Annotated in this window: 7 protein-coding genes; 3 read left to right on the top strand and 4 right to left on the bottom strand. The window is 40.2% G+C overall.

Annotation, left to right across the window (positions count from 1 at the left end):
• The first annotated feature begins 167 nt into the window (after nucleotides 1-167).
• A complete protein-coding gene (locus C4E06_RS18280) occupies nucleotides 168-470 on the top strand; it encodes an SdrD B-like domain-containing protein (RefSeq protein ID WP_107669447.1) in 303 nt (100 codons plus the stop codon).
• Nucleotides 436-3774 carry an SdrD B-like domain-containing protein gene (locus C4E06_RS28150; RefSeq protein WP_198648796.1) on the top strand — a complete coding sequence of 1113 codons (3339 nt, stop codon included), beginning with the start codon at nucleotides 436-438 and terminating at the stop codon, nucleotides 3772-3774. Before C4E06_RS18280 ends, C4E06_RS28150 begins: the two co-directional genes overlap by 35 nt.
• Nucleotides 3775-4075: 301 nt before the next feature.
• Here the strand turns inward: C4E06_RS28150 and C4E06_RS18260 are convergent, their stop codons facing one another.
• From C4E06_RS18260 to C4E06_RS18245, 4 genes are all read right to left on the bottom strand, one after another.
• Nucleotides 4076-8782, bottom strand: a complete 4707-nt coding sequence (locus C4E06_RS18260; RefSeq protein WP_107669443.1) for a type I polyketide synthase — start codon at nucleotides 8780-8782, stop codon at nucleotides 4076-4078.
• 80 nt (nucleotides 8783-8862) lie between these two features.
• Nucleotides 8863-10662, bottom strand: a complete 1800-nt coding sequence (locus tag C4E06_RS18255) for an NAD(P)/FAD-dependent oxidoreductase (RefSeq protein WP_107669442.1) — start codon at nucleotides 10660-10662, stop codon at nucleotides 8863-8865.
• A 277-nt stretch (nucleotides 10663-10939) separates the two neighbouring features.
• Nucleotides 10940-11203, bottom strand: coding sequence for an acyl carrier protein (locus C4E06_RS18250; protein WP_198648795.1), 264 nt, complete (start codon nucleotides 11201-11203; stop codon nucleotides 10940-10942).
• Nucleotides 11204-11460: 257 nt separating this feature from the next.
• A complete protein-coding gene (locus C4E06_RS18245) occupies nucleotides 11461-12264 on the bottom strand; it encodes a helix-turn-helix transcriptional regulator (RefSeq protein ID WP_107669440.1) in 804 nt (267 codons plus the stop codon).
• Nucleotides 12265-13042: 778 nt separating this feature from the next.
• Here C4E06_RS18245 and C4E06_RS18240 point away from each other — a divergent pair.
• Nucleotides 13043-16879, top strand: coding sequence for a type I polyketide synthase (locus C4E06_RS18240; RefSeq protein WP_107669438.1), 3837 nt, complete (start codon nucleotides 13043-13045; stop codon nucleotides 16877-16879).
• Nucleotides 16880-16920 lie beyond the last annotated feature (41 nt).

Raw genomic sequence — 16920 nt, 5'->3', positions numbered from 1 at the left:
TCTGGCGAAAGTAGTATTGACCGATGTGGGGTGGCAGTGGTCGAGACCTTTAATATCAGTGGTTTTGCTGGTGGCAATGGTTACGCAGAAATCTACGATTTGATCCTAACCAAGATACCATTGTCAACCTTAATAGTTATGATTTAAGTCAAGTTAGTGCCTATGTAATGGTCAGACAAAATGGTAATACTTTAGCCATTTTAAACAATACTTCTTTACCTCAAATTAATGGGACAGTTTGGAACGACTTAGACAACAGTGGTACTCAAAATAATAGTGAACAGGGTTTATCCAACTGGCGAGTTTATTTAGACCAAAACCAAAATAACCAATGGGATGCCAACGAACAATCTACATTGACAAATAGTTTGGGTAATTATTCATTTAGTGGGTTAAATCCCCAGGATAATTACTACATTGCTGTCGAAGGTTTCAATGGTTGGCAAAAAAACGTTTCCTTTGGGAAATAATTACCCAGTTTCTACAGAGTTTAACCAAACCACCAGTCAACTTAACTTTGGTTTTCGTGCAGCAGGAACTGTTGAAGGAATCAAATGGAACGATGTCAATAATGATGGCATTAAATCTAATAATGAACCAGGTTTCTCGGGACAACTGATTTATCTTGATCAAAACCAAAATGGTCAATTGGATGCAGGAGAAACATCTACCACAACTGATGATAATGGATTTTATTCGTTTGAAGGATTAACACCAGGCAATTATACCATTAGTGAAGTTGTTGATGTTGGTTGGCAATCTACATTGCCCAAATATTTAGAACCCAAGACAGGAACCCTTAATGTTACTTATGATGAACTGTTTCCCAATGAAGCAAAAGCAGCTTTTGAACAGGCGGCTGATATTTGGGAATCTCTTTTAGTCACCAATGTTCCCCTTGATATTCAAGTTGGTTGGTCTTCATTTCCTGCGGGTTTAGCTAATGGTGGACCGGGGGGTTTTGTGACGAATTTTGATAATATTCCTGAACCCAATGTCTTTTATCCGGTTGGTTTAGCTAATCAATTAGCAGGGAGTGATTTAAAACCTAATGAACCCGATATTTATGTTACTATCGATAGCGAGCAAAACTGGTATTTAGGAACCGATGGTCAAACCAGTTCTAGTTATGATTTAGTAACAGTTGCCTTACACGAAATTGCTCACGGGTTAGGCTTTTTCACCTTATTAAGTCATAGTCCTGGTAGTGGAATAGGTAGTTATACTAGTCGTTTTATTTACGATAAATTTTTGGTTAATGGCTCAGGGGAAAGTCTATATAATCATCAACTTTTTCCTAATAATTCAACTGCTTTAGGAGAACAATTAGTTAGTCAGAACCTCTTTTTTGATGGAGACAATGCCCAACAAGCTAACGGGGGAAATTCCGTTAAAATTTATGCCCCTTCTAGCTACGATGTAAGTTCTAGTTTGTCTCATTTAGACAACTTGAGTTATCGACAACGTAACGCAATTATGACTCCTACCTATAATCAAGGGGTGATTCATAATCCCGATGATATTATGTTAGGAATTTTAGAAGATTTGGGGTGGACAATTAATAATAGTTCTCCGTCTTCTCCTCGAAGTTATACAGTCTCTCTTAGTGCAGGAGATATCATTAGTGATATCAATTTTAGCAATGTTCGTATTAATAACGTTCCAGTTGTTGAAGCAGACAAAAATATAGTATTAGAACCTAACACTTCCATTGCCTTAAATATTGACCCCCCAACCGATGCTGACGGAGATAATTTACTGATTATTACTGATAATATTCCTGATGGAAGTTTTGGAGAAATACAACGTCCTGACGGTACTATTGTTAATGTAGGAAATATCCTTTCTCTAAATGATTTGACTGCCTTAAGTTTTGTCGCAAATGGAAGTTTAACAGGCATAGAAACCTTCGGTTATACGGTTAGTGACGGAGTAAATACAGCCTCTTCAACTGTCACCTTATCCCTGAATCAACCCCCCTTAGTTGAAGGCCCAAAAACATTAAATCCTGACGAAGATATCACCATCAATCTTAATATTACTGCTCCGAGTGATCCAGAAAATGATCCCCTAGAAATTACAGTTGATACTCTTCCTCATTCAACTAAAGGAGAACTTCAAAAATTTGATGGGTCTCCTGTCGCTGTTGGGGATATGTTAACAAGTGAAGAATTAACGAGCTTACAATTTGTTCCTGTTCCTGATGCGAATGGCAACGCAGGAAACTTCGGCTACACTGTAGATGACGGCAACAATAATCCTGTGTCTTCTAGTGTGAGTTTTGATATTACACCAGTTGATGATGCACCTGTGGTTGTTAATGAAATTTCAGATGTTAGCATTTATCAAGATGCAGACAACACCATCATCGATTTAAGTGATATTTTTGCAGATATTGACAATGATGATCATGCGATCACTAAGTCAGTTTTTTCTAATGATAATACCTCATTAGTCACAGCAACGATTGTTGATCAACAACTAATTCTGGACTATCAAGACAATCAATCGGGAACAGCAACCATTACCATTGAAGGTCTATCCAACGGCCAATCTGCTTTTGATTCCTTTGACGTGACTGTTAACCAGATTATAACAGGAGCTCCCCTCAATTTAGGAGAAGCAGATACCATTACCCTCGATCACAATCTTCAAACCATTACCCTTGATCATACCTACAATAACCCGATCATTTTTGCCCCATCTGTCTCTTACAATGGCAACCAACTAGCCACCCCTCGTATTACCAATATTACTAACAATAGCTTTGATATCTATCTCCAAGAACCCGTTAATGAAGATGGGACTCATATCCTAGAAACCTTAAGTTATTTTGTTTTTGAAGCAGGAACCTATCAACTGTCTGATGGAACCTTAGTCGAAGTCGGAAGCTTTGATACTGATGCTACAGCTAATGTGCAAAACCTCAGTTTGACCCCCTGGCAAACGGTTGAGTTTGACATTGACTTTGCCGATACTCCTGTAATCTTTAGTCAAGTGCAAACCCTCAACGACAGCAACTTAGTCCGAACTCGTCAACAAAATGCCACGGCCAATGGGTTTGACGTAGTCCTAGAAGAAGACGAAGTTTACGGAAGAAACGCAGAAGGACATTCTCATGAAACCATCGGTTATGTGGCTATTGCCTCTGGTAATGGTAATAGTAATGGGGTCAGTTTCCAAGCCGGTAGTACCGGTAATACTGTTACCCATGAGTTATTTAATATTAATTTTGGTGACCAGTTTACAGAGATTCCTCATTTCTTGGCAAATATTGCTACCTATGACGGTCCAGATGCGTCTGCCTTACGTTTCCAAAATCTCACCAGTAATGGGGTTGAGGTAACCGTACAAGAAGACATTACCTTTGATACAGAAACCAATCATACCACTGAAGTTGTTAATTATTTAGCGGTGGGAGGGAATAATGGTTGGCAAGGAACCGCTTATGACCCCCTGACCGGAAATCGTGCCATTGTTGGTACAGATGCCGATGAATATATACTAGGAATTGCTGAAAATGATACCCGAACTGGCCAGGGGGGAAGTGATATTTTTGTCCTAAAATCTAATCAAGGAACAGATACCATTACTGATTTTGAGTTGGGAGTTGATAGTATTGGTCTATCAGGAGGTTTATCCTACAATCAGTTAGCCTTAGACTCCTTGGGAGAAAACACCTTAATCTCTTACAATAATCAAGCCTTATTAGTTTTAAACGGAGTTAATTCTAATCACTTGACCAATAATGATTTTGTGGAAGTTACCATCTAGTTTTTAAACTCATATCTTGCACCAGTATAAAATAACTTAATAGCTAAAAAGAAGACAGTCAATGCTCAAGCAGTTAGGCTTAAAATAAGATACTTTTGCCTGTCTTGGTGAGCGTTCCCTTGCGCAGATGCGAAGGCGCGGGGTCTCACCGCTCTTGCCTCTTGCCTTTTGCCTACCCCCCCTGCCCCTACCCCCCCTGCCCCTAACCCCCCCTGCCCCCCTTTTAAAGGGGGGTGTGGGGGGTGTGGGGGGTGTGGGGGGCAGGGGGGTAGGGGGATTAGGGAAGGTGCAAGATGTGAGTTTACGATAGTAATGCTTCGAGTTCAGCGAGTTCTTGTTCGGCTAGGGCTTCTGTTTCGGCTTCGGATAGCCCTTCGAGTTCCGTTACGGTTGCTTCTAAACCAACCGCCTTTTGAGACATTGTGGGTTGGGAGTGGTTTGACTCAACGCTCCAAGCAAACACTTGATCACTGAAATAAGTCACAACATCCTCAATGGTGGGATATTCAAAAGCTAGGGTGGATGGTAGAGAAACGTTAAATAATTTTTCTAAGCGATGTTTGAGTTCTACCGACATTAAAGAGTCCATCCCCATGTCAAAAAACCCTTGATCGGTTTCGGGTAAAGATGATCCTCGTAGCCCCAGCACTTGCGCCACTTGTTGTTGTAATTCCTGGGTCAATAAAGGGATTCGTCGATGGGGTGGAGTTTCTTCTAATTCTTGTGCTAAATTTCGGCTTTTTTCTGGAGATTCTCCTGGATTTTCTGGCAATAATTGTTGTAAAAAGGGAGTTTTTCCTTTCGCCGCCACAATATTTCCAAATTTACCCCAATCAATATCGGCCACCATCATTTGCTCAGATTCTCCTAAGAGTAAATTTCCGAGAAGAGTCAAGGCTGATGTGGGATCTAATGGGTTAATTCCCATCAATTTTAACCCTTGTTCATACCCTTGGTTTGCCATACCGCCTTCTGCCCAAGGCCCCCAGTTAATACTCATGCCAGGTAGTCCTAAACTTCGACGGTAATGTACTAACCCGTCTAAAAAGGCGTTAGCCCCTGCATAATGAAGTTGTCCTCGTGAACCCAGTAATGCAGACATGGAGGAAAAACAGACAAAAAAGTCTAAAGGGAGATCACGGGAGAGTTGATGTAAGTTCCAACCCCCTGTAACTTTAGGCTTTAACACGGCTTCAAAGCTATCAATATCCATCTGTTCAATGATTTGATCCGTTAAGACTCCAGCCCCATGAATAATACCCAGTAGGGGCGGATATTGTTGTTTAATCTGGTTAAATAGTTGCTGCATCTGGTCATAGTTAGTGACATCGGCAGCGATCACGGTTACTTTGACTTTTTTGGCTTCTAAGGCTGCAATTTTTGCTTGTTTTTCTGCTGATTGTTCTGCTAAACTGCGACGACTGGTTAAAATTAAATGATTAGCTCCTTTGTCCACTAACCAATCTGCTAAGGTTAATCCTAAAGCCCCTAACCCTCCTGTAATTAAGTAACACCCTTCATTGTTCAGAGATAAAGGAGGAGATGAACTGGGTTGAGTGGGGGTTAAACGGGCAACATAACGTTTATCCTCCCGAAATGCAACTCGCTTTTCCCCTGTTTCTGCTGTAATTTGAGTAATCATCGGCATCAGGGATAAGCTAGAATCATCTAGGTCAATTAATCCCCCCCATAGTTGAGGATGTTCTAAGGCTATCACTTGACCCATTCCCCATAAGCTGCTTTGGGCTATATTACAGCTTTTTGGGTGACTGATAACCGATTGTGCTTGTTGGGTTATAATCCATAGTTTGGGGATAATGGTAGTTGGGTTTTTGAGTAATGCTTGTACTAAATACAACAAAGACTCATGGGACTGTTTCAAGTCCATTGAACTGTCTAAACCCCAGAGATAAAGGATTTTAGTAATGGGTTGAGCAAGACTGATTAGTAATTGTTTAAAATTCTCACAACTATCGGGATTAATTTGATAATGTTGATTGTCTAAAGTTTGATAACTGTTGCCAGAGGAGACTAAAATACAAGGATGATTTAAAGCATTAGCTATGGTTTCTCCTGTCCCTTTTTTATCACTAAAAATCAACCAATTTTCCTGTTTATTTTCTGATTGATTGATAGATAAATGATTTTCTTCCCACTGTACTTTGTAACAAGCTTTGGCTAAATTTTGACCTAATTGACTTGTCCCTTCTGTCTCTACTAATAACGACAAAATTTGAGGTAACACTTGTTTAGCTTCTGGGGATAGTTGCGGCTTTTTATTTAATGCTTCTGTTAGCTTTTGGGTCTTTCCTTCTATTAATAGTTGTAATAAAGAAGATTTGGGGGTTGCTTCCTTAAATTGAGGTTTAATATCATCAATCCAATAAGATTCTCTTTGCCAAGGATACAAAGGTAACTCGACTTTTTCACAGTGATTAGGATATAATTTTTCCCAATTAATTGACTGTCCCCAAGTATAAAACGTCCCCAGGGAATTTAATAGGGTTATCCGTTCTGGATCTTTGCGTCTTAGGGAAGGTAAAACCACTCCCTCTGTTTGTTTTTCGATTAAAGTTTTCTTCATATATCCTGATAAAACCGGATGGGGACTAACCTCTAAAAATAGGGTATGACGGGACTGGATTAAAGCTTCAATAGCAGGGTTAAATCTAACGGTTTGACGCATGTTTTTACCCCAATACTCAGCATTTAAGGCTGTCCCATCGATCTGATCTCCCGTAACTGTTGAAAAGATAGAAACCCTTTCTTTTTGAGGATTTAGATGACTGATTTTTTTAACTAAAGCTTCAGCCAAGGGTTCCATTTGTTGACTATGGAACGCATAATTAACCGGTAATTCTTTATAAAAAATATTGGGTGATTTCTCTTTTAACTCAGCCACAAAATCATCAATGGCTGCTGAGTTTCCAGAAATAACAGTTGAGCTAGGACCATTAATCGCTGCTACTTCTAATTGATCATTCCAAAACGTCAATAATGATTGTACTTGCGTCACAGGCAATTCTACCGCCAGCATCTTACCGTTACCAGTCCCTTGCTGCATTAATTGTCCCCGATGACAAATTAAAGAAACTGCCTCTTCAAGGGTCAAAACCTCGGCAAAATGGGCTGCTGCTACTTCTCCTAAACTATGACCGATGACAGCTTTTGGTTCAATGCCCCAAGAACGCCATAATTGAGCTAACCCTACTTGTAAGGCAAATAAAGCTGGTTGAGCGATTTCTGTTTTTTGGAGGCGAGTCTCGGACTCAGCAAGGGTAAACTGCTCTAATAATGACCAGTGAGCATACTTTTGAATCAAACGGTCACATTCTTCAATGACTGCCCGAAATACCGCTTCTTGGGCTAATAATTCCCGTCCCATACCCCACCATTGAGGCCCTTGACCGGAAAAGACAAAGGTAATTTTCGGTTTACGTTTCGAGGGTTTCGGTAAACTGTCTAAGTCAACGGCTTCTAGTTCTTGTAAACTAGCTTGTAATTCTTGGGGAGAATTAATCACCACAGCTCGGCGGTGAGCATGGTGCGTCCGCCTTGTACTCGCACTATAACAAAGATTCTGTACATCGTTTGGGGTCAGTTCTTTGTCTTCTATTAAGCCTTGATACCCCTGCACTAGGTTAGTGACTGCTTCGGGGGTATGGGCTGAGATAGGCAGTAAATGGGGAAACCGTAAGGGGGGTTGCTGAGTCGTTTGAGATAAGGTAACGGCTTCTAAGATGATATGAGCGTTCGTTCCCGAAAAACCAAAGGAACTGATACCCACTTTAGCAGGCGTCTCTTTTTGGGGCCAAGGAATTAGAGTCGATTGTACTTTAAGGGGTAATTTATCAAAAGGAATATAAGGGTTAGGCTGATTAAAATGAAGACTAGGGGGAATTTGTTGATATTTCAGAGATAGTGCCATTTTGATGACACTGGCAATGCCAGCGGCCGCTTCTAAATGACCAATATTACTTTTAACCGATCCCACTAAACAAGGATCATCAGGGTTGCGCCCTTCTCCTAAAACGGTACCTAAGGCCATGGCTTCAATGGGATCACCTAACGGGGTGCCAGTTCCATGTAATTCCACATAATTGATCTCTTTGGGCTGAACTTCAGCACTGTGCAATGCCCGACGAATTAAGGTTTCTTGGGCTGGTCCGTAGGGAACCGTTAAGCCTTTACTCCGTCCATCATGATTAATGGCACTGCCTCGGATCACTGCATAGATAGGGTCATGATCGGCGATCGCTTTTGATAAGGGTTTAAGGAGAATACAACCAGCCCCTTCGCTACGCACATAGCCATTAGCACTAGCATCAAACGTCTTACACCGTCCATCGGGAGATAGGGCTTTTAATCGACTCAAGGCAATATTACCAATGGGAGATAAAATGACATTGACTCCTCCTGCTAAGGCCATTTCTGCCTCTTGGTTCCAAATGCTTTGGCAAGCTAAATGCACTGCCACCAAGGAAGAAGAACAAGCCGTATTAACAGCTAAACTCGGACCCCGTAGATTAAACAAGTAAGAAAGACGGCCCGCCGCTATATTCATTTCATTGCCGGTGAGATCGTAACCTTGAGGTTGATCGTTATAGGTTGAGCCAGGGATACGACTATAATCGTTGGTACCAATCCCCATAAATACCCCTGTATTAGAACCAGCGATTTGTTCTTTTACCATTCCCCCGTCTTCTAAGGCTTCCCAAGCCACTTCTAATAATAAACGTTGTTGAGGATCGATTAATCGGGCTTCTTTTGGGGAAATGCCGAAAAAGTTGGGATCAAAGCCATCTAGGTCTGATAAAAAGCCTCCATAACGGGAAGCTATTTTGCCGGGGGTCTCTGGGTTACTGTCATAAAATTCGTCTATATTCCAGCGATCGCCGGGAATTTCTGTAATAGCGTCAATTCCTTGAGATAATAATTGCCAAAAAGCTTGAGGATCTTTAGCTTGAGGAAAACGACAGCCAATACCGATAATTGCAATAGGTTCCATGATCAAGAAATAGAATTTGTAAATAATCAGAAGCTAGAAAAGTTTATGCTGAAAAAATCCCCACACCTGGTTAAGTCAATCTAGGCATTGACAGGAATTTTTTCTGATGAGTCTGAAGATGTTTCTTTAATCCAACTATTCAGTTGAGGTTGATGATGATAATTGACAAATTCTTCCCGCATTGTCTCAACTGCTGTGTTATCTACCATATCTTTAGTTAAGTAGCGATACACCATGTCTGCAATCATAAATTGCAACATATTAACAAAATGTTCCATCAAGTAAGCCAGATTCTTTCTGTTTAAAAAGCCACGCCAGCCAAAGGCTTTCCAAAGAAACTTTCCATACCAAATGCCTCGATAGAAATTACTGGCTTTCATTGAAGCAAAAACATTACACTTTTGGGGTTCGAGTTTCGTGTTTTCAACGAAATCATCAAAATGTTGTAGCGTATGGTAATGTCCCCATAATTGATCCCCTCGATAGCAGTCCATAAACCCGATATTTTTACCCTGTTCTATCACTTGATTAAATTGTTCATAAAGATGCTCACAGTAGTTGTTTTGATAATGTGTTAACCCTGGATTATATCGAGATAGAAAATCAACATCTAAAAACCATTTTCCGAGATATAGAGGTACTTGAATCCCAAACCAGCCAATATAATCATGGTAAATACGCCAACTCATGACACTAGCATCGCCTAAATGTTTATCATGATGTTTAATGAGATGATTATTAAATCGTGTGTGGGCGATAATAAAATCATTATAGGCTGCTCGTTTTTTCTCGGCTAAAGGATCGCCAGCTAACTTGGAGCGAATAATTTCTGTTGTACATTCAATTTCATGAGCAATCATACTAGATCCCAAAGAATAAAAGGGATCAAAAATACAAGCTGCATCTCCTAAAACATACCAATTATCTTCAGATAACATGGTTTTACTGGTATGAGCAGGACGCGGGAGATAATGAAAGTCAATATTCTCTCCACTGGTAACTAAACGATAGAGAACTTCATGATTAGCCTGTAAGAAATCATAGAATTTTTCTTTTGTATTAATTTGTTGGTCGGCGATCGCTGAGCGATGATAGGCCATACCGATAGAAATCTCTTGACTATCTTTTTCTGTGGGAATCATCCATATCCAATGGCCATGACCAAACCAATGATTAGTTGCATAATAATGACTACAAGTTGTTCCGTGGGGGTCATACCCATCATGAAAAATGGTGCGATCAATGTTATTAACCCTAACCCATACTGAACCTGTATCCAATCCAAAGAGATTGTCAGCACCAAATAATAAATTATCTGTTTTTTTACCGATTAAAAACTTACGTCCTGCTGCATCAATCAGGTGCTTAGCTTTGAGCGTTACATATTCATTATTAAGTTTAACTTTAACGGTTTTTAGTTCATCTCTGGCACTTAAATCAAAGTCTATGACTCGACCTTGATAGAAGGTTGCTCCCATTTCTTTATCCATTTGTAGCAAATCTTGCTCAAATTTGGCTCGGTTCATTTGAAAGGAAGCTAAAGGAGGTTGACGATTATTCCAGATATGATAATAATCATCAGTTGTTGTCGTTTTTTCGGTTGTTTTTGGCCAGTGAAAATTAAGTCCAAATTTGGGGGGATGATTTTCGGTCATATATTCATATAAACCTAATTCTTTACAGACAAAAAGTGTAGCAATTTCTACCATAGATTCCCCAATTTTGAGGTCTTTATTCGTCCTTTGTTCTGGTCTTGGATCAATGAGAGCAATTTTTATATTAGGAACGTTCAGCAGTAGATGTCTTGCTTGACAAACCCCTGCAAACCCTGCTCCCATAATCACAACATCATAAACGTCGGTCTGTGCAGTAACAACCATAAAACAAATTTTTCCTATATATTGAGAGGTGAAGAACATGACAAGGGAACAATGATTCACTGAATCAAATGAGTCATTTGATGTTCTTAAATACCAGTCTAATCTCGTCTCATTCTCATCGGGTATGGGATATTTTTCGTAAAAACTGGAGTTTTTATTGGACTTATCAATTCTTATATTTTTTCCTCACACCAACCATAGATATCTATGGTGTGTTGACACCATAGATATCTATCTTTTTTTGATATTTATTAAGAAGACTCTTAACAATTCAATTTTAAAGATATAATTCTCCCAATCTTTCGGAGAGTTCAGCAATGGTTGGATAATTAAACATAACAACAGGATTTAACTCTTTTCCTAGCCATTTTTCTAATCGACCTAATAAAATTAAGGCTTTACTTGAATCTAATTCATAATTATCAAAAGGCTCTTCAACATCAATATCATCTGGTTCTACATCCAGTTGTTGAGCAAATTGATCAATAAGCCAGTTTTGGATATCTTCTACGGTTTTGGGTTGTTCAGTTTTAATAGTCATTGTGGGAGATTATGAATTGATGAATAAGAAATGAAAAAACTATGAAGTAATCCTCACCCAACATCTGAATACTTTAGGGTTAGTGTATCAGTTATGGAGTTAAAATGGAAGATTTAAACTTTAAAATGCAAACAATCAAGAATATCAACTAAATGATTGAAGGCAATTTCAAGTGAACTGTAAAGTTAGGGAACAGGTAAACTAGGATTCGTATTTAAGGGATATTGTCATATTACCTTAGTTTTGCACCAATGCCATTATGCTGATTGCATCTGATGTTGTTGTCTCCAACGTTTGGGGGAGATTTCATGAAGTTGACTAAATCTTCGAGAAAAATAATAAGCATCACTAAAGCCAATAGACATGGCAATTTTCGTAATAGAATCCTGGGTATTCAATAATAAGGAACGAGCTTCTAGCATTCTTCGTTCTAATATCCAATTAATAATGGTTTTGCGCGTTCTCCGCTTCACCAAGTTGGTGAGATAGGCGGGAGAATAACCCACTGCTTCTGCCACATCGTTTAAACTGATGGGTTGAGTATAGTGGTTTTCAATGAACTCAAAAATGGGTTTTAGTTGAGTACAGTTTGGATAAAAAGAAGTTTGCTTTTGACAACTCTGTTGGTGGTTAGGAACGACTCTTAATAAGGGTTGAGGGGATACCTTGGCTAGTGGGCGAACTAAAATACAACCGTATACCTCACTGTCATATTCGAGAAAATTGATGGTAACGTCAAGGACTTGTGTCTCTGTATCAGTGGATAATTCTGTCTGAAAGTTGACTGATGATTTTTCTTGGATTAAGGCCCAGTATTCTGACCAAGTTTGGGAGAAAAAATCTATCTCTATGTCATTAATTGTTGTTTGTAATAAATGCTCCCTTGAACAACCGATTAAGGCGCAAGCAGCATCATTAACATATTGAAAACGAGTCTGGCAATCAACACAAAATATTGCTTCTGTAACTTGATTAATCAAACATTGGGTTAAGGAACTAGGTTCAGAGAATCGTTCTTGAGTTTGGGAATTAATTAAGTCAAAAGAGGGATTTGATCGCATTTTTTGTGTATTTTAATGATTTTGGACAAAAATCGCTAACATTTCCCACACCACACCCAGGGACTTAAGTATCTTCACACTCTATTCTTGAATTTTCTATCTAGTAAGTTTTCTTAAGTAAGATTACTTACTATTTCCAGATTTGATCAACCACACTATCACACATTTGATTGAAAAACAAATTTTTGTAATAATTTGGCAAAATTCTGGGATATCCTCCAAAAATTTACGAGTAATTATACTTAAGTAGAATTACGTTAAATCTCAAATAAATATTACCGATTTAAGCAAAAAACCCTGAATGAATATAATTTAATCATCTTAGAAAATAAAAATTCTCCATGATTTTCCATCAATCATCCATTGTGTGTAGGATTTGTAGCCTTTAAACTTCGAGTAATCAAATGCTCCTTATTTCCTAGGTATCTAAAAATAAGATACATCAAATAAGGATAGTCTAATTGTCTTCGATAGACCTGAGTTTTTGTGATTTTGTTAGGAAGATCAGAAAAATAAAAATCATCCATTTCAATCAGCAAATAATCCATTGTGTGTTAGTTGAAGACAATATAAACTTAAGATATAGAAAATTTGAGATTTGATTTTTCTGTTATAATATTTCCCAATCAAATGGAAAATATTCAAAGTAGATTTTTCTAAATTCTAAAAATTTAGCCAAGGTGATTTCAGTAGAATCACCGAGATAAAAAATCTCCCTAACTATTGATATCTAATAAATTGCTGTTATGTGCTGCGTATTTGAAAACACACAATTGATATGATGGCTCAATCATTAACTCCAAAAATATCGGCTTTACAAAAAACACCCATTGCCATTATTGGTATGTCTGCCCTATTTGCTAAAGCCAAAAATTTACAGGAATACTGGGAAAACATTCTCGGCAAAGTCAACGGAATAACAGAAGTTCCAGAAACCGCCTGGAAAATTGAAGACTATTATGATCCCGACCCGAAAGCTCCCGATAAAACCTATGCCAAACATGGTGGTTTTATCCCTAAAATTGATTTTGATCCCCTAGAATTTGGTTTACCACCTGATACTTTACAGGCACTCGATTCAGCAAATTTGCTCTCTTTAGTGATGGCTAAACAAGCCCTAGAAGACGCAGGATATGGTAAAGATAGAAACTTTAATAGAGAAACCACTGGTGTCATTTTAGGGGGAAGTGGACTGTGGAAAAGCATCACCCCTTTAGCCAGTCGTCTACAGTATCCTCTCTGGGAAAAAGTTCTCAAAAATAGTGGCTTACCCCAAGAACAAATCGATACCATTATCGAGAAAATGAAGGCCGCCTACGTACCTTGGCAGGAAAACTCTTTTCCTGGAATGTTACCCAATGTCGTGGCCGGACGGATTACCAACCGTTTTGATTTGGGCGGAACGAATTGTGTGGTTGATGCAGCCTGTGCTAGTTCTTTAAGTGCCTTAAAAATGGCTGTGAGTGAACTGATGGAAGGGCGATGCGACATGATGTTAACGGGAGGGTTTGATACAGATAACTCCATCCTTAACTATATGTGCTTTAGTAAAACTCCTGCTTTTTCTAAAAAAGACTGTCTTAATCCCTTTGATGCCACTTCCGATGGCATGATGGTCGGAGAAGGGCTAGGAATGTTAGTCATTAAACGTTTAGCGGACGCAGAACGAGACGGCGATCGCATCTATGCAGTTATCAAAGGCATTGGAACCGCCAGCGATGGCCGCTACAAAAGCATTTATGCACCCCGTCCCGAAGGACAAGCCAGAGCCTTACGACGAGCTTATCAAGAAGCAGGATTTTCTCCAGCGACCTTGGGATTAGTCGAAGCCCACGGAACGGGAACACCGGCAGGAGATTTTTGTGAATTTACCGCGCTCAATCAAGTTTTAACGGAAAATAACGCAGAAAAACAAAAGATTGCCCTAGGGAGTGTTAAATCTCAAATCGGTCACACCAAAGCAGCAGCCGGTTCGGCCAGTTTAATTAAAGCCACCCTAGCCTTACACCATAAAATCTTACCCCCCACCATTAACATCACCCAACCCAATCCAAAATTTAAGATCGAAGAATCAGCTTTTTATCTGAACACCGAAACCCGTCCTTGGCTACAACGAGGAGACACCCCGAGACGGGCAGGGGTCAGTTCCTTTGGGTTCGGAGGAACGGACTATCATGTCGTTCTAGAAGAATATACCCCCCATTATTGTCAACATCGTGTTCATCGGCGACCTCAATCGATTTTACTCTGGGCCGATAATCCCCAACAACTGAGTCAAATTTGTCAAACCAGTCTGGATAAGTTGCAATCTCCCGAAGGCTCGCAATATTACAATCATCTCCAAAACCAGAGTCAATCAGCCCTCATTCCCCAAGCAGCAGCGAGAGTCGGCTTTGTGGCCACGTCCTTAGAAGAGGCTCAAAAACTGCTTAAAGCCGCCCTCAAGCAACTCCAAGGGCAACCTGATGCCGAATCCTGGAACCATCCTCATGGAATTTATTACCGTCAAAGGGGCTTATCCCTACAAGGAAAAGTAGTGGCACTGTTTCCCGGACAAGGGTCTCAATACCTCAATATGGGTCGAGAAATTGCCCTGAATTTTCCAGAGGTACAGCAGGCTTATCAAGCGATCGATGATCTCATGATCAAAGATAGCCGTCCCCCTGTGTCTGAGGTGGTTTATCCGATTCCAGGGTTTAATGAAGAGGAGTTTCAACAACAAACCAGTCAGTTACAGCAGACTGAAAATGCCCAACCTGCCATCGGTGCGTTGAGTGTGGGACTCTATAAAACCCTAGAAAAAGCTGGATTTAAGCCAGATTTTGTCGCCGGCCATAGCTTTGGTGAATTAACCGCTTTATGGGCTGGCGGAGTGTTCAGCGAGGAAGATTATTATTATCTCATCAAAGCCAGAGGAGAGGCCATGGCCACTCCCACTGGGGCTAATGATTGTGAGGGTGGGGCAATGTTAGCCGTTAGCGGTAATATTAGCACCGTCGAACAACTGATCAAAGCCATGAGTCAAGTTCAGGTGGCTAACTATAATGCTCCTGATCAAGTGGTGCTATCAGGATCGAAACCTGAAATTGCTACTTTGGAAAAAGTTTTGAGTAAACAGGGTTACAAAGTTACCCCGTTACCGGTTTCTGCTGCTTTTCATACGCCCTTTGTTCTCCATGCGAGTCAACCCTTTGCTCAAGCCTTGGATCAAGTGACGTTTAATCCCCCAACAATTCCGGTTTATGCCAACATGACGGGAAATCCTTATCCAGGGGAACCTTCAGCAATGCGGACTCTGTTGGAGGCTCATATGCTCAATGCTGTGCAGTTTGTCCAAGAAGTAGAAAATCTCTACGCTCAAGGGGGATATTGTTTTGTCGAAATTGGACCTAGGCAAATTTTAACCAATTTGGTGAAACAAACCTTAGGCGATCGCCCCCATCTGGCAGTTGCGCTCAACCCTAGTCGCCAAAAAGATAGCGATCTCCAACTCTCTCAAGGAGTAATGCAACTTAGGGTGATGGGTTTAGGGTTAACCGATTTAGATCATTCTGTTATCGAACAAACCCATCAACTCGCTAAACGCAAAGGGATGACGATTCAATTAGGTGCTACTAACTACATTAGTCCTAAAACAAAAGCTTTCATGGAATCGGCTTTAGAGCCATCTGAATTGCTTTCAGTTGCACAAGCATCGACTCAAGAGCTTACTGAACAATCTCCTGAGATTCCATCCACTGATCCGGTTCGTGTCTTAGACAGTGTTGAAGAAACGTTGTCTATCACTGAACCTAACCAACCCGCTCATTCTCAATCCGATTATCAACTTATTGTTTCTGAAGATCAAATTGTCGCCATGAATAACTCTGCTCTTACCCTTATTAGTCAACTTTTCCAACAATTCTATCAATACCAACAAGGACCCCAAAAAGTTCACGAAGAATACCTAAAAAGTCAAGCTGAGAGTTTTCAAGCGTTTTTACAATTACTTCAACAACAAATTGAGCCAGGAACGCGGAGGCAACAGAGAGTTCAAGTTCCTGAAACCCCGGTAATGGAAAGCCCTCAACCTACTCCTGTGGCTTCTCAACCTTCGGTAATGGAAAGCCCTCAACCTACTCCTATGGCTTCTCAACCTTCGGTAATGGAAAGTCCTCAACCTGCTCCTGTGGCTCCTCAACCTCCGGTCATAGAAAGTCCTCAACCTGCTCCTGTGGCTCCTCAACCCCAACCTGAACCAGTTCATATTTCTCCCATTGCCAACTATTTAGAACCTCGTAATCTTGACCCTGTATCAACCCCTGAACCCAGTCCTCCGATTGCAGACGTTCCTTCTTCTCATACTGTTGAAGACAATGGGATGAGTCAAGCACTATTAGAAGTGGTCAGCGATAAAACCGGTTATCCTACAGAAATGTTGGAATTAGACATGGATTTAGAAGCTGATTTAGGCATTGACTCTATTAAGCGAGTGGAAATCATGGGAACCCTTATGGAATCTTTCCCTCAGTTACCTAAGCTCAGTCCGGAAGCTTTGGGAGAACAACGCACTTTGGCACAAATTGTTCAGTATTTACAAGGGCAAATGATAACCGCAGAAAAAAAAATAGCCTAGACGAAAAACGCCCAACACTACGATCCCATGGTGATATTGGG

Source organism: Cyanothece sp. BG0011 (assembly GCF_003013815.1).
Classification (GTDB): domain Bacteria; phylum Cyanobacteriota; class Cyanobacteriia; order Cyanobacteriales; family Microcystaceae; genus Crocosphaera.
The sequence above is the reverse complement of the archived record's forward strand: the minus strand, read 5'-3'. Positions and strand labels throughout refer to the sequence as shown.

What these genes read in the sequence shown, in the direction of transcription:
- C4E06_RS18280 (WP_107669447.1), top strand. Translation starts at nt 168, where the DNA reads ATGGTCAGACAAAATGGTAATACTTTAGCCATTTTAAACAATACTTCT.
- C4E06_RS18245 (WP_107669440.1), bottom strand. Translation starts at nt 12,264, where the DNA reads ATGCGATCAAATCCCTCTTTTGACTTAATTAATTCCCAAACTCAAGAA.
- C4E06_RS18240 (WP_107669438.1), top strand. Translation starts at nt 13,043, where the DNA reads ATGATGGCTCAATCATTAACTCCAAAAATATCGGCTTTACAAAAAACA.
- C4E06_RS18250 (WP_198648795.1), bottom strand. Translation starts at nt 11,203, where the DNA reads ATGACTATTAAAACTGAACAACCCAAAACCGTAGAAGATATCCAAAAC.
- C4E06_RS18260 (WP_107669443.1), bottom strand. Translation starts at nt 8,782, where the DNA reads ATGGAACCTATTGCAATTATCGGTATTGGCTGTCGTTTTCCTCAAGCT.
- C4E06_RS18255 (WP_107669442.1), bottom strand. Translation starts at nt 10,662, where the DNA reads ATGGTTGTTACTGCACAGACCGACGTTTATGATGTTGTGATTATGGGA.
- C4E06_RS28150 (WP_198648796.1), top strand. Translation starts at nt 436, where the DNA reads ATGGTTGGCAAAAAAACGTTTCCTTTGGGAAATAATTACCCAGTTTCT.